This is a genomic window from Pseudomonas sp. NPDC047961, assembly GCF_050272435.1.
GTDB lineage: Bacteria > Pseudomonadota > Gammaproteobacteria > Pseudomonadales > Pseudomonadaceae > Stutzerimonas.
On record NZ_JBNNMD010000004.1, the window covers coordinates 26276 to 50557 of the forward strand.

24 protein-coding genes are annotated in these 24282 nt (G+C 60.4%); 18 read left to right on the plus strand and 6 right to left on the minus strand.

Annotated elements, in window-relative coordinates; all coding sequences use genetic code 11:
• Positions 1–68: 68 nt before the first annotated feature.
• The gene (gene sstT / locus ACQKIK_RS14495; protein ID WP_045426343.1) at positions 69–1307 is read left to right on the plus strand and encodes a serine/threonine transporter SstT; all 1239 of its coding nucleotides are present in this window, start codon (positions 69–71) and stop codon (positions 1305–1307) included.
• A 123-nt stretch (positions 1308–1430) separates the two neighbouring features.
• On the opposite strand, the gene fabB is transcribed toward sstT, so the two are convergent.
• Both fabB and fabA read right to left on the minus strand, forming a co-directional pair.
• Complete coding sequence (fabB, locus tag ACQKIK_RS14500) at positions 1431–2648, minus strand: beta-ketoacyl-ACP synthase I (RefSeq protein WP_045426346.1); 1218 nt, start codon at positions 2646–2648, stop codon at positions 1431–1433.
• A gap of 11 nt (positions 2649–2659) precedes the next feature.
• A complete protein-coding gene (fabA, locus tag ACQKIK_RS14505; protein ID WP_045426348.1) occupies positions 2660–3175 on the minus strand; it encodes a 3-hydroxyacyl-[acyl-carrier-protein] dehydratase FabA in 516 nt (171 codons plus the stop codon).
• Between the two features lie 417 nt (positions 3176–3592).
• Between fabA and ACQKIK_RS14510 the strand changes: the two genes are divergently transcribed.
• The 8 genes from ACQKIK_RS14510 (at position 3593) to ACQKIK_RS14545 (ending at position 9887) form a co-directional block, all read left to right on the plus strand.
• Positions 3593–4615 (plus strand): NAD(P)H-dependent glycerol-3-phosphate dehydrogenase, encoded by a 1023-nt coding sequence (locus ACQKIK_RS14510; protein WP_499136458.1) that lies wholly within the window; start codon positions 3593–3595, stop codon positions 4613–4615.
• 19 nt (positions 4616–4634) lie between these two features.
• Positions 4635–4973, plus strand: coding sequence for a DUF4389 domain-containing protein (locus tag ACQKIK_RS14515; protein WP_499136459.1), 339 nt, complete (start codon positions 4635–4637; stop codon positions 4971–4973).
• Complete coding sequence (sixA, locus tag ACQKIK_RS14520) at positions 4970–5428, plus strand: phosphohistidine phosphatase SixA (RefSeq protein WP_499136461.1); 459 nt, start codon at positions 4970–4972, stop codon at positions 5426–5428. The genes ACQKIK_RS14515 and sixA overlap by 4 nt, the downstream gene beginning before the upstream one ends.
• Positions 5429–5505: 77 nt before the next feature.
• Positions 5506–5952, plus strand: a complete 447-nt coding sequence (locus tag ACQKIK_RS14525; protein ID WP_499136462.1) for a hotdog fold thioesterase — start codon at positions 5506–5508, stop codon at positions 5950–5952.
• Positions 5953–6068: 116 nt separating this feature from the next.
• The gene (locus ACQKIK_RS14530) at positions 6069–6875 is read left to right on the plus strand and encodes an alpha/beta fold hydrolase (protein ID WP_241528564.1); all 807 of its coding nucleotides are present in this window, start codon (positions 6069–6071) and stop codon (positions 6873–6875) included.
• Positions 6872–7729, plus strand: coding sequence for an alpha/beta hydrolase (locus tag ACQKIK_RS14535; RefSeq protein WP_045426362.1), 858 nt, complete (start codon positions 6872–6874; stop codon positions 7727–7729). Before ACQKIK_RS14530 ends, ACQKIK_RS14535 begins: the two co-directional genes overlap by 4 nt.
• Before the next feature lie 178 nt (positions 7730–7907).
• Entirely contained in the window at positions 7908–8711 is an 804-nt protein-coding gene (locus tag ACQKIK_RS14540; protein ID WP_045426365.1) for a DUF4892 domain-containing protein, read from the plus strand.
• Positions 8712–8792: 81 nt separating this feature from the next.
• Positions 8793–9887 (plus strand): AI-2E family transporter, encoded by a 1095-nt coding sequence (locus ACQKIK_RS14545; protein ID WP_045426368.1) that lies wholly within the window; start codon positions 8793–8795, stop codon positions 9885–9887.
• Positions 9888–9916: 29 nt separating this feature from the next.
• Here the strand turns inward: ACQKIK_RS14545 and ACQKIK_RS14550 are convergent, their stop codons facing one another.
• Positions 9917–10903 carry a patatin-like phospholipase family protein gene (locus tag ACQKIK_RS14550; protein WP_045426371.1) on the minus strand — a complete coding sequence of 329 codons (987 nt, stop codon included), beginning with the start codon at positions 10901–10903 and terminating at the stop codon, positions 9917–9919.
• 174 nt (positions 10904–11077) lie between these two features.
• On the opposite strand from ACQKIK_RS14550, the gene selD reads away from it, so the two are divergent.
• The 8 genes from selD to ACQKIK_RS14590 all read left to right on the plus strand — a co-directional run bounded on the left by selD (position 11078) and on the right by ACQKIK_RS14590 (position 19192).
• Positions 11078–12112, plus strand: coding sequence for a selenide, water dikinase SelD (gene selD / locus ACQKIK_RS14555; RefSeq protein ID WP_046164023.1), 1035 nt, complete (start codon positions 11078–11080; stop codon positions 12110–12112).
• Positions 12112–13218: a tRNA 2-selenouridine(34) synthase MnmH gene (gene mnmH / locus ACQKIK_RS14560; RefSeq protein ID WP_064482504.1), complete on the plus strand. Its 1107-nt coding sequence runs from the start codon at positions 12112–12114 to the stop codon at positions 13216–13218. The genes selD and mnmH overlap by 1 nt, the downstream gene beginning before the upstream one ends.
• A gap of 27 nt (positions 13219–13245) precedes the next feature.
• Positions 13246–13524 carry a hypothetical protein gene (locus tag ACQKIK_RS14565; RefSeq protein WP_045426380.1) on the plus strand — a complete coding sequence of 93 codons (279 nt, stop codon included), beginning with the start codon at positions 13246–13248 and terminating at the stop codon, positions 13522–13524.
• Between the two features lie 89 nt (positions 13525–13613).
• Positions 13614–14216: a flavin reductase family protein gene (locus tag ACQKIK_RS14570; protein ID WP_064482503.1), complete on the plus strand. Its 603-nt coding sequence runs from the start codon at positions 13614–13616 to the stop codon at positions 14214–14216.
• Positions 14217–14365: 149 nt separating this feature from the next.
• A complete protein-coding gene (locus ACQKIK_RS14575) occupies positions 14366–15283 on the plus strand; it encodes an AAA family ATPase (protein ID WP_045426386.1) in 918 nt (305 codons plus the stop codon).
• Positions 15284–15315: 32 nt separating this feature from the next.
• Entirely contained in the window at positions 15316–16278 is a 963-nt protein-coding gene (locus tag ACQKIK_RS14580) for a DUF58 domain-containing protein (protein WP_045426389.1), read from the plus strand.
• Positions 16275–18296 (plus strand): transglutaminase TgpA family protein, encoded by a 2022-nt coding sequence (locus tag ACQKIK_RS14585; RefSeq protein WP_045426392.1) that lies wholly within the window; start codon positions 16275–16277, stop codon positions 18294–18296. The genes ACQKIK_RS14580 and ACQKIK_RS14585 overlap by 4 nt, the downstream gene beginning before the upstream one ends.
• A gap of 98 nt (positions 18297–18394) precedes the next feature.
• Positions 18395–19192 carry an acyl-CoA thioesterase gene (locus ACQKIK_RS14590; RefSeq protein ID WP_046164028.1) on the plus strand — a complete coding sequence of 266 codons (798 nt, stop codon included), beginning with the start codon at positions 18395–18397 and terminating at the stop codon, positions 19190–19192.
• A 65-nt stretch (positions 19193–19257) separates the two neighbouring features.
• Here the strand turns inward: ACQKIK_RS14590 and ACQKIK_RS14595 are convergent, their stop codons facing one another.
• Both ACQKIK_RS14595 and ACQKIK_RS14600 read right to left on the minus strand, forming a co-directional pair.
• Positions 19258–20730, minus strand: coding sequence for a methyl-accepting chemotaxis protein (locus ACQKIK_RS14595; RefSeq protein ID WP_499136463.1), 1473 nt, complete (start codon positions 20728–20730; stop codon positions 19258–19260).
• Positions 20731–20839: 109 nt separating this feature from the next.
• Positions 20840–21652, minus strand: a complete 813-nt coding sequence (locus tag ACQKIK_RS14600; protein WP_045426400.1) for a TatD family hydrolase — start codon at positions 21650–21652, stop codon at positions 20840–20842.
• A gap of 174 nt (positions 21653–21826) precedes the next feature.
• Here ACQKIK_RS14600 and ACQKIK_RS14605 point away from each other — a divergent pair, with 174 nt between their 5' ends.
• Positions 21827–23239 carry an MltF family protein gene (locus ACQKIK_RS14605; RefSeq protein WP_499136465.1) on the plus strand — a complete coding sequence of 471 codons (1413 nt, stop codon included), beginning with the start codon at positions 21827–21829 and terminating at the stop codon, positions 23237–23239.
• A gap of 4 nt (positions 23240–23243) precedes the next feature.
• Here the strand turns inward: ACQKIK_RS14605 and ACQKIK_RS14610 are convergent, their stop codons facing one another.
• Entirely contained in the window at positions 23244–24266 is a 1023-nt protein-coding gene (locus tag ACQKIK_RS14610) for a lipase secretion chaperone (RefSeq protein ID WP_499136467.1), read from the minus strand.
• Positions 24267–24282: the final 16 nt, after the last annotated feature.

A 24282-nucleotide genomic window follows, 5' to 3' on the forward strand; every position in this document is an offset into this window, starting at 1 on the left:
GGGCTTCGGCTGTCGCTTCCAGGGCGATGGGCCTCGCCTGATCCAGCCGTCTACGCCGAGACTTCGCTATGTCCAATGCCTCATCTCCTCTAATTCGAGCTTATAACCGTATCGGTCTGGTCACGCAGATTGTGGTCGGCCTTGTTGCGGGCTGTCTTCTGGCCTGGCTGTGGCCCGAGGCCGCAGCGTCAGTCAGCTTGCTGGGAAGTCTGTTCGTCGCAGGATTGAAGGCGGTTGCGCCGGTATTGGTGTTCGTTCTGGTCACTGCGTCGCTGGCCAATCACAAGCGCGGACAGCCGACGCACATTCGTCCGATTCTGGTGCTCTATGCGTTGGGCACGGTCAGTGCGGCAGCCGTTGCCGTTATCGCCAGCTTCATGTTTCCGACCAGCCTGACGTTGGTCAGCCAAGCCAATGACGTCGTACCGCCAGCAGGTGTCGCGGCTGTTTTGAAAACGTTACTGTTCAACGTCGTGGATAACCCGATCCATGCGCTGATCGAAGGTAATTTCATCGGCATCCTGGCGTGGGCGATTGGACTTGGGTTTGCGTTTAGGCACGCGCGTCAGAGCACTCGCGATCTGATCGCCGATGTCTCGGAAGGCGTTACCTTGATCGTCAAGGTCGTCATCGGGTTTGCTCCGCTGGGTATCTTTGGTCTGGTAGCGGGGACCTTAGCCGAGTCCGGCTTTGCCGCGCTGGCCGGTTACCTGCAGCTCCTGATGGTGCTGGTGGGCAGCATGCTGTTCATGGCGCTGGTGGTTAACCCCTTGATCGTGTTCTGGCAGATTCGCCGCAACCCTTACCCGTTGGTGTTCACCTGCTTGCGGGAGAGCGGTATCACTGCGTTCTTTACCCGCAGCTCGGCAGCCAACATCCCGGTGAACATGCAATTGTGCGAGCGCCTCGGGCTGCATAAGGACACCTACTCGGTTTCGATCCCGCTTGGTGCGACCATCAATATGGCTGGGGCGGCTATTACCATTACGGTGCTGACATTGGCAGCCGTGAACACGCTGGGCATCGTTGTGGATATCCCGACGGCGATCTTGCTCAGCCTGCTCGCGGCGGTTTGTGCCTGCGGTGCCTCTGGTGTCGCTGGCGGTTCGCTGTTGCTGATCCCACTGGCCTGCAGCCTATTTGGGATTTCCAACGATTTGGCGATGCAAGTCGTCGCAGTCGGCTTCATCATCGGAGTAATTCAGGATTCGGCCGAGACCGCGCTGAACTCCTCGACGGATGCGCTGTTCACAGCAGCATCATGCATAGCGCATGGAGATGTGGAAGGACAGGTGCAGGCTTCCTGATCTACTGCTTTCGTCCAGGTCGCGTTCCGGTCCGGTTACGCGATCTGGAGATGACGGCATATAAAACATCCACAAACAACAACGGCGCCCTGAGGCGCCGTTGTCGTTTACTAGCTGTGCTGATCAGCCTTTCCAGCGCTTCAGTACCAACGTTGCGTTGGTGCCACCGAAGCCAAAGCTGTTACTCATGACGGTGTCAATCTTGGCATCTTCGCGGGTTTCGCGAACGATTGGCAGGTCAGCGACTTCTGCATCGAGCTCTTCGATGTTGGCCGAGCCGGCAATGAAGTTGCCCTGCATCATCAGCATGCAATAGATCGCCTCGTGAACACCTGCGGCGCCCAGTGAGTGGCCTGACAGACTCTTGGTCGAGCTGATGGCTGGGATCTTGTCACCGAACATGTTGCGTACGGCCTTGCTCTCAGCGACGTCGCCCACCGGAGTGGAGGTGCCATGGGTGTTCAGGTAATCGACATCACCTTCAACCGTGGCCATCGCCTGCTGCATGCAGCGCAGCGCGCCTTCGCCGCTCGGTGCGACCATGTCGTAGCCATCGGAGGTCGCGCCGTAGCCGACAATTTCCGCGTAGATTTTAGCGCCGCGCTTTAGCGCATGCTCCAGCTCTTCAACCACCACCATGCCGCCACCACCCGCAATGACGAAGCCGTCACGCTTGGCATCATAGGCGCGCGAGGCCTTTTCCGGCGTCTCGTTGTACTGGCTGGAGAGGGCGCCCATGGCGTCGAACAGGCAGCTCTGGCTCCAGTGCTCTTCCTCTCCGCCGCCGGCAAAGACGACGTCCTGCTTGCCCATTTGGATCTGTTCCATCGCATGGCCGATGCAGTGCGCGCTGGTGGCGCAGGCCGATGCGATGGAGTAGTTGATGCCCTTGATCCGGAACGGCGTCGCCAGGCAAGCGGAAACTGTGCTGCTCATGGTGCGCGGTACACGGTATGGCCCGATGCGCTTGACGCCCTTCTCGCGAAGGATGTCGATGGCTTCCATCTGATTGATGGTAGAAGCGCCACCGGATCCTGCAATGAGGCCGATGCGCGGGTTGGAAATATCCTCAGCGCTGAGGCCTGAGTCTTCCAGAGCCTGTTGCATCGCCAGATAGGCATAAGCTGCCGCATCGCCCATGAAGCGCAGAACCTTGCGGTCGATCAGCTCTTCGAGGTTCAGATCAACCGAGCCGGAGACCTGGCTACGCAGGCCCATATCGGCATAGGCCTGATTGAAGCGAATACCGGGGCGGCTGGCCCGTAGGTTGGCGGAAACGGTGTCTTTGTCATTGCCGAGGCAGGAAACGATACCCAGGCCGGTGATTACGACGCGACGCATGCGGAAGTCCTTCAGAAGCTATCAGTAGAGGTAAACAGGCCGACACGCAAACCTTCGGCACTGTAAATCTCGCGACCATCCACGCTAACGGTGCCATCGGCGATACCGAGGACAAGAGAGCGGCTGATGGTGCGTTTGATATGGATGTTATAGGTAACCTTCTTGGCGGTCGGCAGGACCTGACCGAAGAATTTGACCTCGCCAGAACCCAGCGCACGACCACGGCCCGGGTTGCCCTGCCAGCCCAGATAGAAGCCGACCAGCTGCCACATGGCATCGAGGCCCAGGCAGCCAGGCATGACCGGGTCACCTTCGAAGTGGCAGGCAAAGAACCAGAGATCAGGGTTGATATCCAGCTCTGCAACCAGCTCGCCCTTGCCGTACTTGCCGCCGACTTCGCTGATATGAACGATGCGGTCAACCATTAGCATGTTCGGCGCGGGCAGTTGCGCATTACCGGGGCCGAACAGCTCGCCGCGGCTGCAACGGAGCAGATCTTCCCGAGTAAAGGCCTGTTGTTTGGTCATGCGTATTCCTCAATGGTCCCTTTATGGAGGGCTTGCTGCGTTCATCCGACTCGAATAAGCGAGTCCGGCCATAAGACTAGTCATAGACTGCCGCCTTGCGCTGAAAGTCACAGCACAGGGACATGGGTACCGCTCGTTTCGACCAACCAAGAGACCACCACGGTAGAAACGGGCCGATACTTTAACACTCCTGATCCGTGACAACGACCATGTGACGTTCTGCCTCTTATAGACCATTGGGGAATGCCGCCCCAGGATGCTGACAACGCAAGCCTGGCCACACGGTCTTTCGCTGTCGCTCGGCGCGACCGGAAATTGTAATCGGATGATTCTGCTGGCATCAGGGTTTGCACTGGTTGCGTGCGGAGCGCTACGTATAATGCTGACCATTGCACCCTGTGCCTAAACGGATCCCCCATGACTGAACAGCAACCCATAGCGGTGCTTGGCGGCGGCAGCTTCGGAACCGCTATAGCAAACCTGCTTGCCGAGAACGGCCACAGCGTCCGATTGTGGATGCGCGATGCCGAGCAGGCCGAGAGCATTCGCACGCACCGCCAGAATCCGCGCTATCTGAAAGGTGTGACGCTGCTGCCAGGCGTCTGCCCTGTCACCGACCTTGGGCAGACGCTGGCTGACTGTCAGCTGATCTTCGTAGCATTGCCTTCCAGCGCCTTGCGGCAGGCCTTGTCCCCTTTCGCTGATCATCTATCGGGGAAGATGTTGGTTAGCACTACGAAAGGCATCGAGGCCCAGGGCTTCATGCTGATGAGCCAGATCCTGGAAGAAATCGCGCCACAAGCCCGAATCGGGGTGATTTCAGGACCTAACCTGGCGCGAGAAGTAGCCGAGCATGCACTGACCGCGACGGTTGTCGCCAGCGACGATGAGGCGCTTTGCCGTTGCGTGCAGCAGGCGCTGCATGGGCGCACGTTTCGTGTCTATGCCAGTTCTGACCGGTTTGGCGTCGAGCTTGGCGGAGCATTGAAAAACGTTTACGCGATCATGGCTGGTATGGCTGCGGCCCTCGGTATGGGCGAAAACACCCGCAGTATGCTGATCACGCGCGCCCTGGCTGAAATGACTCGCTTTGCTGTTAGGCTCGGCGCAAATCCGATGACGTTTCTCGGGCTGGCAGGGGTGGGAGACCTGATCGTCACGTGCACCTCGACGAAGAGTCGTAACTTTCAGGTGGGCCATGCTCTTGGTGCGGGGTTGAGTCTCGATGAGGCGGTGTCGCGGCTGGGGGAAGTGGCCGAAGGCGTCAATACCATCAAGGTATTGAAGACCAAGGCCGAGGAGCTACAGGTCTACATGCCACTGGTCGCGGGTCTGCATGCCATTCTGTTTGAGGGGCGTACGCTGGATCAGGTGATAGCGCTGCTGATGCGCGGTGAACCGAAGACCGACGTGGATTTCATTTCCACTGACGGTTTCTGATACGACAACGGAGCTACCAATGAACACATCACAACGCAGCGCAGAGCGCGAGTCGCTGATTCTGCGCGCACTCTGGATGCTGATTTTCTTTTTTGTCTGGCAGCTGGCCGAACTGGCCCTGCTGGTTGTAGTCGTGGCGCAGCTGGTGCTGCAGGCTGTGAATGGCAAAGCCAATGACAGCTTGCTGGAGTTCGGTGACAGCCTCAGCCAGTACGTGGCGCAGATAGGCCGTTTCGGCACGTTCAATACCGATCGCAAGCCTTGGCCGATGTCCGATTGGCCGAAACCGCGTCCGGCCGATAGGGAATCGGTGCCCCCTGTGCAGCCGGCCCCGCCAAAACAGGAGCCGCAGCCATGATGTTGTGGCTGTTGCGCCACGGCGAAGCCGAGCCACGCGACCGGACCGATGCCGAGCGTAACCTCACCGCTGCGGGCCGAGTCGAAGTGGAGCGCGCCGCCGCGCATCTACAAGGGCAACCGCTGCAGGCCATTCTGGCAAGTCCCTATCAGCGAGCCCAACAGACCGCTGAGATCGTCCGGCAGGCGCTTGGTTTTAGCGGATCGGTGGAAACCGTACCCTGGTTGACGCCGGAATCTGATCCGGCCGATGCGCTGCTTTATCTCGATCGTCGTAGCGAACAGCACGTGTTGCTGGTCACCCATCAGCCCTTTGTCGGTGTGTTCGGCGGGTGGCTGGTCAGTGGTCACCGCGACGCGCCCATTCCGATGGCAACCGCTAGCCTGGCTGAGTTGGAAGGGGAGCACGTTGCGGCGGGGTTGATGCGCCTGGTTGCGCTGCGGCATCCAGTCTAATTGCACTAGCTACTATCGATGCTGCGCTTGCAACTGCAAGTGACTTGCTGCAGACAAAACAAAAACAGGAGCGAAACGTGAGCATTTGGCAACGACCACCGAGCCTCGAACAACTCAACGCCAACCGTCAGAACACCATTGTCGAGCTGCTCGATATTCGTTTCGAAGCAGTCGAGGAGGATTGCCTAACGGCCAGCATGGTCGTGGACTCCCGTACTCACCAGCCCTATGGGTTGCTGCACGGCGGTGCTTCGGTAGTGCTCGCTGAGACCGTTGGGTCCATGGCCAGCTACCAATGCATCGACCCGAGCCGATTTTATTGTGTCGGCCTCGAAGTGAACGCCAACCATATCCGCGCGGTACGCAGCGGTCGTGTCACCGCGGTCTGTCGTCCGGTTCATCTGGGACGGTCCAGCCACGTCTGGGACATACGGCTGCACGGGGATGACGGCAAGCTGAGCTGTATCTCGCGTTTGACTGTTGCGGTCGTGCCGATTGGCGAAAACAGTCCGCAGCCTATGTAGGCGTCGTAGGCGCTCTATTTGGCAGGACTGCCTTTGCTTCTGCCGCTTCGGCCGATTGCCGTTAAGGGAAGGGGCGCCAGACAATGGCCGTCGTCTCCATCCAGCGCCTATAACTCATGACGCAACGCATTTTTTTCGCTCACGCCAACGGTTTTCCATCTGCCACCTATCGCAAGCTGTTTGAAGACCTGACGCCCGAGTACGCAGTTACCCACCTCGATCAGCACGGTCATGACCCGCGCTTCCCGGTCGATGACAACTGGCAGAATCTGGTGCAGGAGCTGGTTGAACAGCTAGCGGCGTTGCAGGAGCCGGTCTGGGGAGTCGGGCATTCGCTTGGTGGAATGCTGCACTATCACGCCGCCTTGCAACGCCCGGAGTTTTATCGCGGGGTGGTCATGCTCGATTCGCCTATGCCGACCTGGCTGGATCAAACCTTGATCTGGGCGGGTAAACGCTTTGGTTTCATTGATCGTCTGACGCCCGCGGGGCGTACCCTTGGTCGTCGCGAACAGTTCAGTTGCGTCGACGAAGCGCGGCGTTACTTCGCCAGCAAAGCACTGTTTCGCGCTTTCGATCCTGCCTGCCTAGATGCGTATGTCGAGCATGGGCTCGAGCCGACTGCTCAAGGGGTGCGTTTGCGCTTCGACCCGGAGACTGAAATTCGTATCTATCGCAGCGTGCCGCATGTGACGCCCGGCTGGCCCCATGCGCTGAAGATGCCACTGGCTGTCGTGCGGGGACGTGAAAGCCGAGTTGTGCTGCCCCATCATCTTTATCTGCTACGGCTGGTTGCCCACGGCGAGGCGCATACCTTGCCCGGCGGGCATATGTTTCCGCTCGAGCGACCGCGTGAAACCGCGGCCCTGCTCAGGCAGTTGTTCGGTCGCTGGACCGAACTGGACAGGCGGGGTGCCGCATGAGTGTCACGTTCGAAGAGATCCGCCTGAGCCTGCCACATATCGAGGTAGCGGCTCACCTGTATGGTCCGGAGGACGGTCAGCCGGTCATTGCTTTGCACGGCTGGCTAGACAATGCGGCCACCTTTTCGCGTTTGGCGCCGTTGCTTGAGGGCGTCCGGATCGTTGCGCTAGACCTGCCAGGGCACGGGCATTCCGATCATCGACCGCTCGGGGCGGCTTACAACATCTGGGACTACGCGCACGACGTCTTGCAGACGGCCGAACAGTTTGGCTGGAAGCGGTTTTCTTTATTGGGGCACTCGATGGGCGCCATCGTGTCGGTGTTGCTGGCCGGTGCCATGCCTGATCGGGTCGAGCGACTGGCCCTGATCGATGGGGTGATTCCCTATACCGGCGAAGCCGAAACGGCGCCGCAAAAGCTTGGGGAATCGCTGCAAAAGTTGCTTGTCGTCGACGACAAGCGAAAGCCGGTCTACGCCAGCTTCGAGCAGGCTGTCGCGGCGCGCATGAAAGGCGTGGGGGCGGTCAGCCACGAGGCGGCCGAGCGGCTCGCGCAGCGAGGGCTGATGCCGGTTCCCGGCGGTTATACCTGGCGCACTGATGCGCGTTTGATGCTGCCATCGTCGATGCGCCTGACTCGTGCCCACGCGTTGGCATTCGTGCATGGCGTGGCCTGTCCGGCGAGCCTGGTGCTGGCAGAACAAGGTTTGCTGACCCAGCCGGCCATGCTCGAACTGACCCAGGCCTTGCCATTCGTGCTGCATCGGTTGCCCGGCGGCCATCACCTGCACTTGGATGATCAAGTCGGGGCCGAAGCGGTGGCGGCAGTTTTCAACCCGTTCTTCGCAGGGTGAATCGAGCTAGCACGGGATTACGCAAGAATCTGTCGCAAAGCCCCGCTTGACTTGCATTTGCCAACTGGTGACGCTGGGCTATCGCCTCAGCAGGGAACACCGCAATGACCAACCTCCATACCACTGCCACCTCCAAGGGTCGGACCCTGCCGTCGGTGGTGACCCATTGAGGTGTCGTATGCGAGTTAGATGGGTAACAGCGCTGATCTTGGCTATCAGCACCGCTGATGCGGCGGATCTGCCGGGCAGCAGAGACTTCGACTTGCTTCCGCGATACCCGCAATCTGAAATCGTGGGCTTCAAAGAGCGGGACGTGCTGGACCGAACCTATCCGCTGGATTCGATACGGCGTATCAGCGGGCGGCTACGCATGAGCGACCAGATCGCCGCCAGCGGCCACCTGACGGCGGTTACCTATCTTCTGCCCGATGTCCATACCGGCATCGAAGCATTCGAGCGTGGACGAAATCGTCTGTTGAACGAGGGCGCTGAACTGCTCTTCTGGTGTGAGGGGCGTGAGTGCGGATCGAGCAGTCTATGGGCTAACGAGGTGTTTCATCGCTCGACGCTGTACGGCCCAGAGGCGAGGCAAGCCTATCTGCTGGCGCGCCTGCCAGGCGATTCGGATCGGCTGATGGCGCTATACGGTGTAACCCGTGGCAACGGTCGTCCTTATCTGCACGTGGAGCAGTTTGTGCCTGATCAGCCGCTCGGTATCATCCTGCCAAATCCGGGCACCCTGTTGCGTCAGTTGAAAAGCACCGGCGAACTCTGGCTGCCTCGATTGCCGCAAGAGCCCACGGCGGAGTGGGGCGCGCTGCTGGCCAATGTCCTGCGGCTCGACAGCACGATACGGGTCTCGCTGAAAGGCAAAGGCGCTGCGGCTTGGTACGAAGCGCTTACCCAGGAGCGAATCAAGGCGCGGCGCATGGAGGCGGAGGCCTCCGACGAGGGTGGGCTGCGTATGACGCTGTTGCGTTGAGGGTATATTTCAGACTGCAATAGCCACTGCTTCTGGTGCACTTTGCTCCAAAGTGCTCCGCCTTCTTCCATAGGTAACACCATGCTTAACAACGATCGTCTGCTGGTGCAGATTCTGCTCCTGGTGCTGCTCGGTGCCTGTGTGTGGGTGCTGGCCCCGTTTGCCTCGGCGCTATTCTGGGCGGCGGTGCTGGCATTCGCCAGCTGGCCGATCATGCGCGTGCTGACCCGTTGGATGAAGGGCAATTCCACGCTCGCCGCAACCCTGTTGACCGGCGGTTGGATGGTGCTGGTAGCCGTGCCGCTGGTCTGGCTCGGATTCAACATTGCCGACCAGATCCGCGAGTTCAACGTGCTAGTGCACAACCTGCAAGTGCAGGGGCTGCCAGCACCGCCGGCGTGGCTCGCTGAGCTTCCACTGATCGGCGACAACCTGTTGAATATCTGGAACACGCTGGACGAGCAAGGGACGGCCTTTTTCGCGACGATCCGGCCCTATGTCGGTCAGGTCGGCAACTGGTTGCTGGTGCGCAGCGCGCGCGTAGGCGGGGGGATGCTGGAACTCGCGCTCAGCCTGGTACTCGTGTTCTTTTTCTATCGCGACGGGCCAAAACTGGCTGCATTCGTCCATAGCCTGCTGCACCGATTGATCGGCGATCGCGCTGATCATTATCTCGAGCTGGTGGCTGGGACAGTTCAGCGTGTGGTCAACGGTGTGATCGGCACTGCTGCCGCCCAGGCGATTCTGGCGTACGTCGGCTTCAGCATTGCAGGCGTACCCGGTGCACTGATCCTCGGTCTGCTGACGTTCGCTTTCAGTTTCCTGATGGTCCCACCCTTGGTCTGGGGCCCCGCCACACTCTGGCTCGCCTGGCAGGGGCAGTACGGCATGGCGATATTCCTGGGTATCTGGGGAATGTTCATCATCAGTGGGGTGGACAACGTGCTGAAACCCTACCTGATCAGTCGCGGAGGCAACCTGCCATTGGTTGTGGTGCTGCTTGGCGTGTTTGGTGGCGTGCTGGCGTTCGGTTTCATGGGGCTGTTCCTCGGCCCGACGCTGCTGGCAGTTGCCTACAGCCTGCTGGAAGACTGGCTGGTCAAGGAAGTGCCTGGGGTCGTCACGCCAGCAAAACTACCGGGCAATCAATCCAACGATGCAGCAGTTCGCGACTAGCCGGTTGTTGCTGATTGCAGGCGCCCTGTTTAGAGCTGTTCGCGCTCGTACTTATCAAGCGCGTCGCTGGCAATTATCTGCCCCAGCTTGATCAGCTCCGGTGCTTTGTAAAACTCGTAGAAACGGCAGGCGCGCTTGGGAATGTTGACCAGCACGTTGGGTGGGTAACCGGCAATCTTGTATTGCGTCAGTGAGGATTGCATCACCTCGAAGCTCTGGTTGATGAGTTCCAGCAAGGATGCCGGGCCACCCACGTCGATCACCATCGAACCCTCGGCCGACTTCGGCGCGCTTTGCCCAGACGGGGCGCCCGGGGGCTGGCTCGCGCCAGGCCCATCGACAGCAGTGAGTTCGGCTATATGCTCTTCAAGCCCCTTGCTGCGCCAGAACGGAAGGTGCGAGCTGATCGAGCTGACCATGGCATCGAAGCGTCCTGGTCGGATCACTTCCGGCAGGGGGTATTGTCGATGGTTATTGGCGTTGAGGTTGACGGCGATGATGATGTCGCTGTGGCTTGAGACCACCGGCACGATTGGTAATGGGTTGAGTATCCCGCCGTCGACCAGCATTCGGTTGCCTTGCATGACCGGCGTGAACAGGCTTGGGATGGCTGCCGAGGCACGCATGGCCAGTTCCAAGTTACCCTCTTGGAACCAGATCTCCTGCTGGTTCGTCAGATCGGTCGCAACGGCCGTGAACGGAATCGGCAAATCCTCGATGTTGACCGATCCGAGCATCTCTCGGATCCGTCCGAAGATCTTCTCGCCGCGTATCGCCCCGAGGCTGAAACTCGGATCAACCAATCGCAGCATGTCGAAGTAATCCAGGCTTTCGATCCATTCGCGGTACTCTTCCAACTTGCCTGCTGCGTAAATACCGCCTACGACTGCACCCATCGAACAACCTGCGACGCAGGTGATCTCGTACCCCCGTGTTTCAAGCTCTTCGATCACGCCGATATGCGCATAACCGCGTGCGCCTCCCGAACCCAATACCAGTGCGACCTTGTTGCCCATGTGATTCTCCCTTTGGCATGGGGCTGTAGCTTCAAGCTTCGGGCTGCAAGCTTCAAGCTAAAGCCGAGGAGCCGGCCGCTTCATTGCAACCCGATTGGCCATGGCGCAGCGATGCGGTGACCAGCCTTGCTACAATCGTCACCCGTTTTGCCAGCATCACGAGACCTTTCCCAGATGAGCGAACCCATCCGCCTCACCCAATACAGCCACGGTGCCGGCTGCGGCTGCAAGATTTCACCCAAGGTGCTGGACGTGATCCTCGCCGGCAGCGGGGCACAGAATCTCGATCCGCGTTTGTGGGTCGGAAACGCCTCGCGTGATGATGCTGCGGTGTATGGCATCGATGAAGAGCGCGGGGTTGTATCGACTACGGATTTCTTCATGCCGATCGTCGATGATCCCTTCGATTTCGGCCGCATCGCCGCGACCAATGCCATCAGTGATATCTACGCCATGGGCGGGGACCCGCTGATGGCGATCGCCATCCTTGGCTGGCCCGTCAATGTGCTGCCGCCGGAAATAGCCCGAGAAGTCATCGCAGGCGGCCGCGCCGTGTGTGAAGCCGCAGGCATTCCGTTGGCGGGTGGGCATTCAATCGACGCGCCCGAGCCGATCTTTGGTCTAGCGGTCACCGGCCTGGTCAACAAGAGCCAGATGAAGCGCAACGACACGGCCACGGTTGGATGCAAACTCTATCTGACCAAGCCATTGGGAATCGGCATCCTCACCACTGCGGAGAAAAAGGCCAAGTTGCGGCCCGAGGATGTCGGCAGGGCGCGAGACTGGATGTGCACGCTCAACACGCCCGGCAGCCGCTTCGGCAAACTCGACGGCGTGCGGGCGATGACCGATGTGACTGGCTTCGGGCTACTTGGCCATTTGGTTGAAATGGCCGATGGCAGCGCTGTGACCGCGCGCATTGACTACGCCTGTGTGCCGCGTCTGGACGGCGTCGAGTACTACCTCGAGCAAGGCTGTGTGCCCGGTGGCACCGGCCGTAACTTCGACAGTTATGGCGACCGCATCGCCGCCATTGACGAGGTGCAGAAACAGCTGCTTTGCGACCCGCAGACCAGTGGCGGATTGCTGGTTGCGGTCGCGCCGGAAGGCGAGGCGGAGTTCCTCGCGGTCGCCGCCGAACTTGGCCTGACGCTCAAGCCCATCGGCGAAGTGATCGAAGCTGGCGCCTATGCCGTTGAGGTACGTTGATGCGTGGTGATACCGATAACTTTGCTGAGCTGTTCCTTAACGATGTACCGATGATGGACGCGCGAGCGCCTGTGGAATTTGCCAAAGGCGCATTCCCGGGCGTGGTCAACCTGCCGCTGATGAACGATCTCGAGCGGCAGAAGGTTGGCACCTGTTACAAGCAGCATGGGCAACAAGCGGCGATTGAACTGGGCCACCGGTTGGTGAGTGGTCAAGTCAAGGCCGAGCGCATTCAAGGTTGGGCCGACTTCGCGCGCAATAACCCTCAGGGCTACATCTATTGTTTCCGCGGTGGGTTGCGTTCACAGCTGGTGCAGCAGTGGCTCAAAACCGAGGCGGGGATCGACTATCCGCGCGTGACCGGTGGCTATAAGGCGATGCGGCACTTTTTGCTTGAAACCATTGAGCATGCCGCCGCGCATGACAATTTCGTGTTGGTCGGCGGTATGACTGGGACGGGTAAAACCGAGGTGCTGGCACGCCTGGACGACGGAGTCGATCTGGAAGGCATTGCCAATCATCGCGGCTCAAGCTTCGGCAAGCGCGCCACACCGCAGCCGGTGCAGATCGACTTCGAGAACGCCCTGGCGATTCGCTTGTTGAAGATGCAGAAAGCGGGTGCAAGGCAATTCGTTTTGGAGGATGAAGCGCGGCTGGTCGGTCGTTGTTCGATTCCGCTGCCCTTATTTCAGGGGATGCAGCACTATCCGCTGGTCTGGCTCGAAGACAGTTTCGATGGACGTGTGGACCGGATCCTCAAGGATTATGTAATCGACCTCTGTGCAGAGTTCACCGTTGAGTTCGGCGCAGAAGGATTCACCGCATTTGCCGAGCGTTTGCAGCAAAGTCTGGTCAATATCAGCAGGCGGCTTGGCGGCGAATGCTATACCCGGCTGGCGGCAATCATGGATCAGGCGCTTGCCGAGCAAGCGAGTACCGGCTCGGTTGATCTCCACCGCGAGTGGATCGAGACGTTGTTAAGGCAGTACTACGATCCGATGTACGCCTACCAGCGTGAAAGCAAGGCCGCCCGGATCGAATTCGCAGGTGAACAGGACGCGGTCGTGGAATTCTTGCGCGAGCGCGCCGCGGTTCAACAAAACTGAGCAGGTCTCGGAAAAGAGGATGTATCGATGAAGAACATTATCTGTCTATCACTGTTGGCACTTGCCCTTACCGGTTGCGCCGCCAAGACGGCCTATCGAGACAGCTGCGCATCTCAGCTGAACGCCGCTTGGGAAGAGCAGAGCCTGGCCGAGGCGGAAGGGTTCGCCGGCACGGTTAGCTATTCCAAGGCGATGGCACTGCTGACTGGCGCCAAGACCCAGCAACAATTCGAGGCTTACCAGGGCTGCGTGGAGAAGGCCAAGAAGGCGCGCTTCTATCTGCGTGAATCGCGCGCAGGCCGCTAATACCGCTGCGATTCTGTGGCAGCCGTCCGGCTGCCACTTCTTATCCATCGGTTCTGGCCGAGTGCCAGACCGACTCAGTAGGAATCCGCATGCTGCTCGATTTTTCCAACCTGGCGCCGGTCGAGGCCTACCGCTGGCTGGCGTCCACCATCACACCCCGACCGATTGCCTGGGTCTCGACGTGTTCGTCCGCAGGCGTCAGCAATCTTGCGCCTTTCAGTTTTTTCCAGGTGATCAGCAGCAACCCGCCAACGCTGCTGATCAACGTCGGACTCAAGGACGGCTTGCCGAAAGATACCGCCCGCAACGCGCACGAAACGGGGGAGCTCGTTGTGCAGCTCGTCAGTGCAGAGCAAGCCGAAGCGATGAACGCCTCTGCGGCTGCATTGCCTCATGGCATCAGCGAATTTGAACACTGCGGGATTGCCAGCGAATCCGCGAGCCTTGTGAAGGTGCAGCGGGTCTCTGGCGCACCCGTTGCCTTCGAATGCCGTGTCGCGCAGATCCTGCCGTATCCTTCCGAGTCGCCCAATTGTCAGCTCATCTTCGCTGAGGTGTTGTTGGCGCATATCGATGACCGCGTGCTAGATGAGCGCGGTCGTGTTGATTCCGCGCGGCTCGATCTAGTCGGCAGGCTCGGCGGTGCAGCATATAGCTATACGCGCGAGCGTTTCGAGATGCAGCGACCCTAGTGGGCGCGTACGTTTCCGACCGCTTGGGTGATGGCGCGCGTTTCCGGCTCTGATGAGGCACAACGTCAGCGCACGCAGGGTCAAGCGTCATATCACAAGTTCGCTAGGCCGGGTCAGTAGGATCGACGGATAAAACAAAGGAGAGTTGCATGCGCACCCGATTGGATGTCTGTCTGAGGGCGGTCAATGAAGTGCTGCTCGGCAAGCAATCGCAGGTGCGATTGGCCATGGCTTGCCTGCTGGCGAGGGGGCATCTGCTGGTGGAAGACTTGCCCGGCATGGGCAAGACGACGTTGAGCCATGCGCTTGCAAAGGTCATGGGGCTGGACTTCCAGCGCATCCAGTTCACTTCCGACCTGCTGCCCGGCGATATCCTCGGTACCTCTGTTTTCGACAAGGATAGCGGTCAGTTCGTATTCCACCCTGGACCGATCTTCGCCGAGTTGGTGCTGGCTGACGAAATCAACCGGGCCACACCGAAAAGCCAGAGCGCGCTGCTTGAAGCCATGGAAGAAGGGCAGGTAACGATCGAGGGCGCGACGCGACCTTTGCCGGAGCCCTTCTTCGTGGTCGCCACGCAGAACCCGGTCAGCTCTGGCGGCACCTTCGCGTTACCCGAATCCCAGCTGGATCGCTTCCTCATGCGCCTTTCGCTGGGCTACCCGGCCAAAGCGGCGGAGAAAGCGTTGCTGCTCGGTGATTCGCGTCGTGATTTGCTCACTCGGTTACAACCCCAGCTGGATCGCGCCGAGCTAGCTGCTATCCAGCAGACGGTGAGCGCTGTTCGCGTCAGTGATGCTCTGGTCGATTACGTCCTGCGCTTGGTCGAGGCCACGCGCACCCAGCCGCAATTCGCCTGGGGCCTGTCACCTCGCGCCAGCCTGGCGCTGCTGGCGGCAGCCCGTGCCTGGGCCTTTCTCGACGGCCGAGATTACGTGATTCCGGAAGACGTCCAGGCGGTACTGCCCTCGGTGGTCGGCCATCGGTTGCGCGAACGCGCCGATGCCACCGGGCATGGCGGCGGCGCGCTGGTGCAATGGCTGTTGCGCGAAGTGCCGGCGCTGTGATGCCGCCGCTGCTGGGCTGACGGGGAGCGGCTATGCGAGTGCTACCACGGATACGAGACCGCTGGCTGCTCAAACGCATCCCTCCGGGTCCTAGCGTACGCCTCAACCAGCGGCGTATCTTCATCATGCCCACAGCGGTCGGGATGAGCTTCCTGGTCGCGCTGCTGTTGATGCTGCTTGCCGCGATCAACTACGAGAACAGTCTGGCTTATGCCCTGACGTTTTTGCTGGGCTCGGTATTTGTCGTGGCGATTCTGCATACCTGGCGCAACCTGGCGGGTCTCGAGTTGCAGGCAGGGGGGGCTGAGGCGGTTTTTCTTGGCGAGCAGGCGTGTTTGCGGGTGCGCTTGGAGAGTCGCGGACGCCTTTACCAAGCCGTCTCGGTCGGATGGCCCAAAAGCGGTCTGCAGTTGGTTGACGTGCCGGCCGCAGGCACCTGCGAACTGCAGCTTAGCCTGCCCACCGAGCGCCGTGGCTGGCTACGACCAGGACGGTTGCGCGTTGAGAGTAGATTTCCCTTGGGCATTCTCGTGGCGTGGAGCTGGGTGGATTTGCAGCTCGCCGCGCTGGTGTACCCACGCCCACTCGCGGGTGATCTGCCCCAGGCCGTCGGGCTGGACGAAGAGAGCGGTGAAGGTTCGCGGGCGCTGGGCAGCGGCATCGACGATTACCAGGGCTTGCGTCCCTGGCAACCAGGCGACTCGAAAAGACGATTGCACTGGAAAGCCTATTCCCGCGGTCAAGGCTTGCTGGTGAAGGATTTCGCTGCGCTGTCCGGTGAGGACCCGCTACTGGATTTCGATGAACTCGCCGGTGATATCGAATCCCGGTTGTCGTTGCTCTGTCATTGGGTCGTGGAACTGTCGTCGCGCCAGCAACCCTTCGCCCTCCGAATAGCGGATACCACTATCGAGGCCGCTGTGGGCGTGGAGCACCGTAACCGTTGTCTGCGAGCACTGGCGCTATTCGGCCAAGAATCGGCGGTGCCGCAATGAGCAGCTTGCAGCCTATCCCACGCAACGGCCTGGTTTGGCTGTTGGTCGCGCAGGTGCTGGTCATCCTGCCGCATCTGGCTCATCTGCCACTGTGGATCATCGGCCTCTGGCTGGGTTGCGCGATCTGGCGGGTGCAGATCTTCCGCATGCGCGCTCCATACCCACGGAGCTGGATGAAGGCACTGATGATGCTGGGCGCTGCATTTGGCGTTTATTTCTCACGCGGCGGGCTGATCGGGCTCGATGCAGGCGTGGTGCTGCTGATCGCGGCGTTTATTCTCAAACTGGTGGAAATGCGCAGTCGTCGCGATGCGTTGGTACTGGTCTTTCTTGGTTTCTTTGCCGTGGTCACCAGCTATCTGTTCAATGACGGCCTGCTCGCCGGGATCTACAGCCTGGCGCCGATCATCGCGCTGCTAGCCGCGATGATCGGCTTACAGCAGAGTCCTGCGGGCACTCATCCCTGGCCGACGTTGCGACTGGCCGGTTCGTTGCTCCTGCAGGCGATCCCACTGATGCTGGTGCTGTTCGTCCTGTTTCCGCGCCTAGGGCCGCTTTGGTCATTGCCTCAGCCGAAGGATCGCGGCGTTACCGGCCTGGCTGACAGCATGTCGCCAGGCGATATGGCCGAGCTGAGTCGCTCGAGTGCCCTGGCATTTCGCGCCAGCTTCGAGGGGCCGATCCCTGATAGGGATCAGCTGTACTGGCGAGCAGTAACCTTTGAGCGTTTCGATGGAAGGCGATGGTCGCAATCTTTCAAATCGCAGCTTCCGCAGACCCCAGAATGGTCACCGCGGGGCGCACCGGTTGCATATAGCATTGTCATGCAGCCCAGTGGGCGGCCGTGGTTGTATGGATTGGACGTAGCGCAGGTCGACGCGGGCGATGTGCGACTGATGAGTGATTTCCACCTGGCGCGCCCTCGGCCAGTCGACAAACCGCTGTTGTACCAGGCGACTTCCTGGCCGGAGGCACTGCGCGAGCCAAATGCTGGACCTGCTGTTCTGGGAAGGGCTTTGGAACTGCCGGCCACTGGGAACTTACGCAGTAGGGCCTGGGCGGCGGAGCTGCGACGCGCGCATCAGACGCCTAAGGCAACGGTGCAAGCGCTGCTCAGCCATTTCAACCAGCAGCCGTACAGCTATACCTTGCGACCTTCGCCGGTGGGCGAGGACATCGTCGACGGTTTTCTCTTCGATACGCTGAACGGATTTTGCATTCATTACGCAGGCGCGATGACCTTCGTGCTGCGCGCGGCCGGTATCCCTGCGCGGGTGGTCGCTGGCTATCAGGGTGGGGAGGTCAACCCTTCGGGCAACTACCTGTCGGTGCGTCAACTCGATGCCCATGCCTGGGTTGAATATTGGGAGGCGGGCAGCGGGTGGGTCAGCGTGGATCCGACATTCCAGGTCGCACCGGAACGGATCGAGCGCGGGCTGGAGGAGGCGCTTGACGCTGAGCAGGATCTGATCGAAGGCGCCATCATGGACCTCCGGCGCTACCGCGACATTGGTTGGCTGAACGACCTGCGTTTCGGCTGGGACAGCCTCAATTACGGCTGGCAGCGCTGGGTCCTTAATTACCAGGGCGAACGGCAGCTGGAAATACTGCAAGGATTGTTCGGCAAAGTCGACTCCCGCAAGCTCGGTCTACTGATGGTCGCCACGGGGGCGTTGCTGGTTGTCCTGCTGGCGCTTCTGCTCCTGAAACCTTGGCGCCGGGAACAAGATGCGCAACTGCGCCAGTTTCAGGGCTTCGAACAATTGCTGGCGCGGCATGGCGTGGCGCGGCACGCAGGCGAGGGTGCGCGCGACTTCGCCCAACGTGCAGCAGCGCGGCTGCCAGGTGCTGCCGCCCAGATTCAAGCGTTCGCTGGACTGTACGAACAGGCCCGTTATGCGGGTCAGCCGACCGACCTGGCCGAGATGAAGACTGCACTCCGAAGCTTGCGACGCCAGCTGCCTTGGCGTGCCACTGTGAGCAAGCCTCGGGGTGGTATCGACGGCGACAACCTATAGCTGCTCGAGATGGCATGACATCACCAACTGTTCGGCGATGCCTCCGCTGGTCCGCGCAGCGATAAGATGAACCGCAATAACAACGAGTCGAGGTAGGAATGACCCTGTCCGAACTGCTACAAGCCGTGCGTGAAACCCCTCAAGATGTCGTCGTGCCTGCCAGTTGGGGGCAAGGCCGGGCCGGTTTTGGAGGGTTGGCCGCGGCGCTGGTATTTGAGGCCATGCAGGCGAAAGTGCCGAGTGATCGTCCGGTGCGGTCGCTGTCGATCACCTTTGTTGGGCCGCTTGCGGTTGATGTGCCCGTCAGCTTCGAGGCTGAAGTGCTGCGTGAAGGCAAGGCGGTCAGTCAGGTACTTGGCCGTGCCATCCAGAACGGCCAGGTGGTGACGCTGGTGCAAGGCAGCTTCGGCGCAGCGCGTGTCTCCGCCGTCAGGGTGGAGGCTGAGCCGGCCCCAGAACTTCCGCCGGTGGAGGCCTGCCAGGAGCTGCCCTACATCAGCGGTGCGACACCTGAGTTCACCCGCCATCTGGTCATGCGCTGGGGCATTGGCGGTCTGCCTTTCTCAGGTAATACATCGCGAGAAATGGGCGGATGGGTTCGTCAGCGTGGCGAGGTCGACCGGGAGCCAGTAACCGTCTCGCATCTGCTTGCGCTCGTTGACGCATGGCCACCGGCCGTGCTGCCACACCTGAACAGTTTCGCGCCGGGCAGTTCGCTGACCTGGACCATCGAATTTGTCCAGCCACTGCCAATACTCGATACCCACGAATGGTGCCGGTACCGAGCGGTGATCGAGCACGCTCAGGACGGCTACGGTCATTGCGCGGCCGCGTTATGGACCGGCAGCGGTCAACTGGTTGCACTGAGTCGACAGACGGTAACCGTCTTCGGATAAGCAGAGCGCCGCCCGCTGGCTCTTACGCCAGCGGGCTAATAGGTCATCCGTACGTGCTGAGGCGGTCAAAGCTTGAGCTGGTGAATCGCTTTGCTGAGTTCGCCGGAGAGCGCCGCGAGTTCTGCGCTGGTGTTTGCCGATTCGACGGTTTGCTGGACAGTTCGCTCGGTGACGTCGCGAATGCCGGTGACTGAGCGGTTCAGCTCCTCGGCAACTTCGCTCTGTTGTTCAGCGGCCACGGCAATTTGCGTGTTGCTTTCGCGCATCTGTGCGACTGCAGCAGTAATGGCTTCTAGCGCGAGTCCTGCCTCGCGCGCTTCGCGCACGCAGTCGTCTGCCTTGAGTGAGCTTTCCTGCATGAATTCGACGGCGTCGCGGGTCATGGTTTGCAGGCCGGTGATCATCTGGGTGATTTCGTCAGTCGATACCTGAACGCGTTTGGCCAGGCTGCGCACTTCATCTGCAACCACAGCGAAGCCGCGGCCCATTTCACCGGCACGTGCGGCTTCAATCGCCGCGTTCAGTGCTAGCAGGTTGGTTTGTTCGGCGATGCTGTGGATAACGCTGACCACGCCGTTGATTTTCTGGCTGTCGGCCGCCAGCTGGCCGATTGTTTCGGCCGTTTGCTGGACGCCCTGCGACAGGCTGGATATAGAGCGCTCGACCCGTCCCACGACATTTTGCCCGTTGCCCGCGAGGCGGTCGGCACTCTGAGACTGGTCGCGCGTTTCCCTGGCGTGTTCGGCGATGTGGTGGACAGTGGCGGTCATCTCGTTGATTGCAGTTGCTGCCTGGTCGGTTTCGCTCTGCTGGCCGAGCATGCCCTGGCGGACCTCGCTCATGCTTGATGCCAGCCGAGCGGCTCCGTCATCGAGCCGGGTCGCCGCCTGGGCAACGGTGCTAACAATGCGTTGGTAACCGGCTTGCATTGCGTTGAATGCCGCAGCCATCTCGCCGACCTCATCACCGCTGGCCAAAGGTACTCGCATCGACAGGTCGCCGCTGCGCTCGACATGCACCATTACGTTCTTGAGCGTGTTGAGATGGCTTAGCAGGAAGTGGATCAACAACTGTGATGCGGCCAGCAGCACCAACATCAGCACAGCAACAGCAATGGCATAGCTGAAGAAATGTTCACCCAGCAGCTGCATGGTGCTGGGCACACGAGCCAGCACGGCCAGGGTGTCCCCGTCCGGTCGGGCTACCAGTTGGGTGCCCACGATCGGTGTCTTGCCGAACAGCCGGTCATGCTCGATTGCAACCCACCCTTGGCGCGCGGTTACAGGTTGCCCCTCGATCGCAACTGCCTGACCAGCCGGAAATACCTGAATGTCGGCGTCCCTGGGTATTGCGGAGCCTTCTGGCCAGGCCTGTAGTAGAGCCCCCAATTGCTGCGCATTGTTCTGAGCGTCGTGGCTTCGCGACTGCTGTTCGAGTTGCAGGGCAAAGAGCACCAGTAGCAGCGTCGTAGCAAACGACACCAGGTTCAGCGCCCAGAACTTGTACTTCAGTGAGAGATCGCGAATCCATAAAGCCATTGCATGCTCTTCTTATGTCGATGACCGGAACGTTCGTCGCGCAGTGGCATCTCCGCCTTTTTGCGAACCCGTTCTGTTAACGGCCGAAAGTGGTTGGGCTTGAGCCAGTTCAGTGTTCGTTCAGCGGCGCGATGCGGAAGAATTCCTGAGCACAGCGCGTCGTGCTCTGCGCCAGCTGTTCCTCGCTGACACCTCGATGCTGCGCGACTTCACGGAGTACTTCAGGAAGAAATGCCGGCTCGTTCTGGCCACCTTTAGGTTTCGGCCGCAGCGTGCGTGGCAGCAGGTAGGGTGCATCGCTTTCGAGCATCAAGCGAGCTTCAGGGATTTCGCGCACCAGTGGATGCAGGTGAGTGCCGCGGCGCTCATCACATATCCAGCCAGTGATGCCGATGTGGAGGTCGAGATCGAGGTAGGCATAGAGCGCGCGTTTCTCGCCGGTAAAGCAGTGCACGACCGCAGCGCTGAGCTTGTCACGGAACGGCCGAAGTATTTGTACCAGACGCTGGTCGGCGTCGCGCTCGTGAAGAAACACCGGCAGGCCGGTTTCTACTGCCAGCTGCAGGTGTTCTTCCAGGACCCGCTCCTGCTGTGCGCGAGGGGACAGATCCCGGTTGAAATCCAGTCCGCACTCGCCGACCGCGCGCGTCTCGGGCTCGGCGAGTAGGGCTTTGAGCTGTGCGCTAGTACTGGACGTCCATTGGCTCGAGTCATGAGGGTGGATACCTGCGGTACAGAACAACCGTTGCCGGCCTTCATCCAGCTCCCGGCAGAGGGCCAGTGCTGCTTCGCTTTCAGCAAGGCTAGTGCCGGTCAAAACCAATTGTGTGACGCCCGCTGTGTAGGCGCGCTCCACAACCGCACGGGGGTCACGGGCAAACGTTGGGTGGGTGAGGTTGACGCCGATGTCGACAAGTTGCATGAAGCGTCTCGCTTATAAGATCAAAATATATAGATAAAAATCAGGTGGTTGCAGAAGTTAATTAAAGTCTATTGAAAGGTGCAGCTGGCGGCCAAGCAAAGGCTATGAGAATCTTCGCCACCTTGCGGCGGGGTGCCGCTGTGCATTTTGTCTCATTCGAGCCGATACCCGGAAATGACCCGATTATTTTCCCTGCTGCTGTGTCTGCTGGTGCTTGCACCCTGGCCGGCGGTTGCTCGGGTGATGGGGCCTCCAGCCTGGCAGTCGGCGGATACCGTACGCGATCTCGCTGATATTCGCCGCAGTGGCGTTCTTCGGGTTCTGGTCAATCAAAGCCGCAACAGTTCCGGCGAGGTCAAAGGCGAGCCCATCGGTGTGGAATACGTGCGCCTGCGCGCCTTCGAGCAGTATCTCAATCGTGGTTCGAAGGGCACGCCGATCAGCTTGAAGATCATTCCCAAGGCCAAGGACCAGTTGCTCGGTGCGCTGCAACGCGGTGAGGGTGATCTGGTTGCCCCTGGAGAGATCTTGCCGCAAGGCGCGGCGCGCCGGATAAGTCGTAGCCGTGCTGTGATCGCTCAGGTGCCAATGGTGTTGGTGAGTCGACAGGGTGGCCCTCGTTACAAGAGCTTCGAGCAACTATCAGGTCGTAGCCTGGCGCTGTCGGCCGGCAGTGCGGCGGGTCCCGCGCTGGAGAAGCTCAATCGGAGCCTGATGCAAGCTGGACGGGCACCGATCGCCGTCGAGTGGGTTGATCCCACATTGGCGGTGGAGGACGTACTGGAGATGGTACAGGCTGGCGTCTATCCGGCTACCGTGGTGGAGCAGCCCATTGCAGAGCGCTGGGCAAAAGTATTGCCTAAGCTGCGCATCGAATCGCAGCTGACACTGGGCGACCCCGCCGATATGCACTGGTTTGTGCAAAAGGATGCGGGAATGCTAAGTGCGAGCGTCGACCGTTTCCTCCAAACCTACAGCGCGCCTGATAACCAGGATGCAGCATTCGTTCGCGTCTATCGCAGGCTCTATCGGGTGCAGTATCCACTGGATCGTGTCGGCAGACAGCGCCTGGAAAAAGTCCGTCCGACCTTGCAGCGGCATGCCCAGCAGCAACAGATCGATTGGCTCAACCTGGCTGCGCTAGCCTTCAAAGAGTCGACGCTCGATCCGTCGGCGCGCGGTGCGGGCGGAGCCACCGGGCTGATGCAAGTGACGCCGTCGACCGCTCGTAGCATGGGTGTGAAGGATATCGGTCAACTGGATAACAACGTGCTTGCCAGCGCGAAGTATCTGGCAAATATCCGCCAAACCTTCTTTTCCAGTCCCAGGCTGAATGAGCGCGAGCGCATGGCGTTTGTGCTGGCGGCCTACAACCTCGGACCGCAGCGGGTCCAGAGCCTGCGTTCCGAGGCCCGCCGTCGAGGCCTTAACCCGGACCAGTGGTTTTTCCAGGTTGAGCGCGTTGCCATGTCGAGCATGGGTATGGGTGTGGTCAGCTATGTCAATGCCGTGAACAAGTACTACCTGGCCTACACCCGGGAGCGGTACCTACTCGAAGGCGGGCCGCAGAGCGCTTCCAGTAACTGAATCCTTAGCCGCGCTTGGCGGCGAGCAGCTGCTCAGCAGCTTGCAGTCGTTGGCGCTCGTTCTCATTGAATTGCTCGGCCGCCAAACGGGCGATGGCGGCACGTTTATCCGCCTCGCCGAGTCCCTGGCTGCGTTCAATCCGGCGTTTCGCCTGGTTATAAGCGGTGAGCCGGCTTTGCCATGCCTGGCGCCGACGGTCGAGTTCCTCCAGGCGGGCTGCGGCTGCGTTGCCGACCAGCTGCTGGCGTAGCTGCCGCAGATCTGCCGGGTTGCCACCGTTGGCTGCCAGCGCACGTGTCTGCTCGCTCAGTTGTCTTTGCATCTGTACCGCCACTGTATCCTGCAGTTCCGCTGGCAGGCTGTCTTGCAACCTGTCCAATGCCGCGCCTTTGCCTGACGCGTCGAGCGTTGCGTCGTGCCGAATGGCCAGGCGTTCTAGCGTGAAGCGGTCAGTCGCTTCGTCTAGCGCGAAGAATGCCTGGTGGACCCGATCATCGAAGATTCCCGCACGCAGCTGCTGAACCGCGCGAAGGCGATCGCGCATGGCGTCTATGTCGGCCCGTTGCGTATGGTGCTGCTCCAGCAACAGCAGCTGCCTTTTGTAATCCAGGTACTGGCTCAGCAGCTGGATGGCATGGTCCGCTGCAGGCTTGGGGAGCTGCGTTTCGATGTAGCGACGTAGCCTGGCGACGCTGGTTTCGAGCGGTTCCTCACCAATCGAGGCCAGGAAGTAATCGAAAACACGGCGTATCTCCGCATCGATGATCAGGCTTCCGCCCGCGTCAGCCCGTAGTCGGCCGTCCACCCGTGTACCTGCAAAAGAGTCCGGTAGACGGGCAATCGCGTCAGCCCGCGGCAGCTTCCGGGTGGGTGTTGGGCTTTGTTGCGGACTGACCTCGCTAGTGTTGATCTGAACGGGCTGAGGGCGGCCAAGGACTTGAGCAGGCGTAGGGTCGGGCGGGACACCTCCGTACATCGCGACGCCGAGGATAAGTGTCAATACGAACAGGACGGCAAGCATTTTCATCAGGATGCCTTGTGGT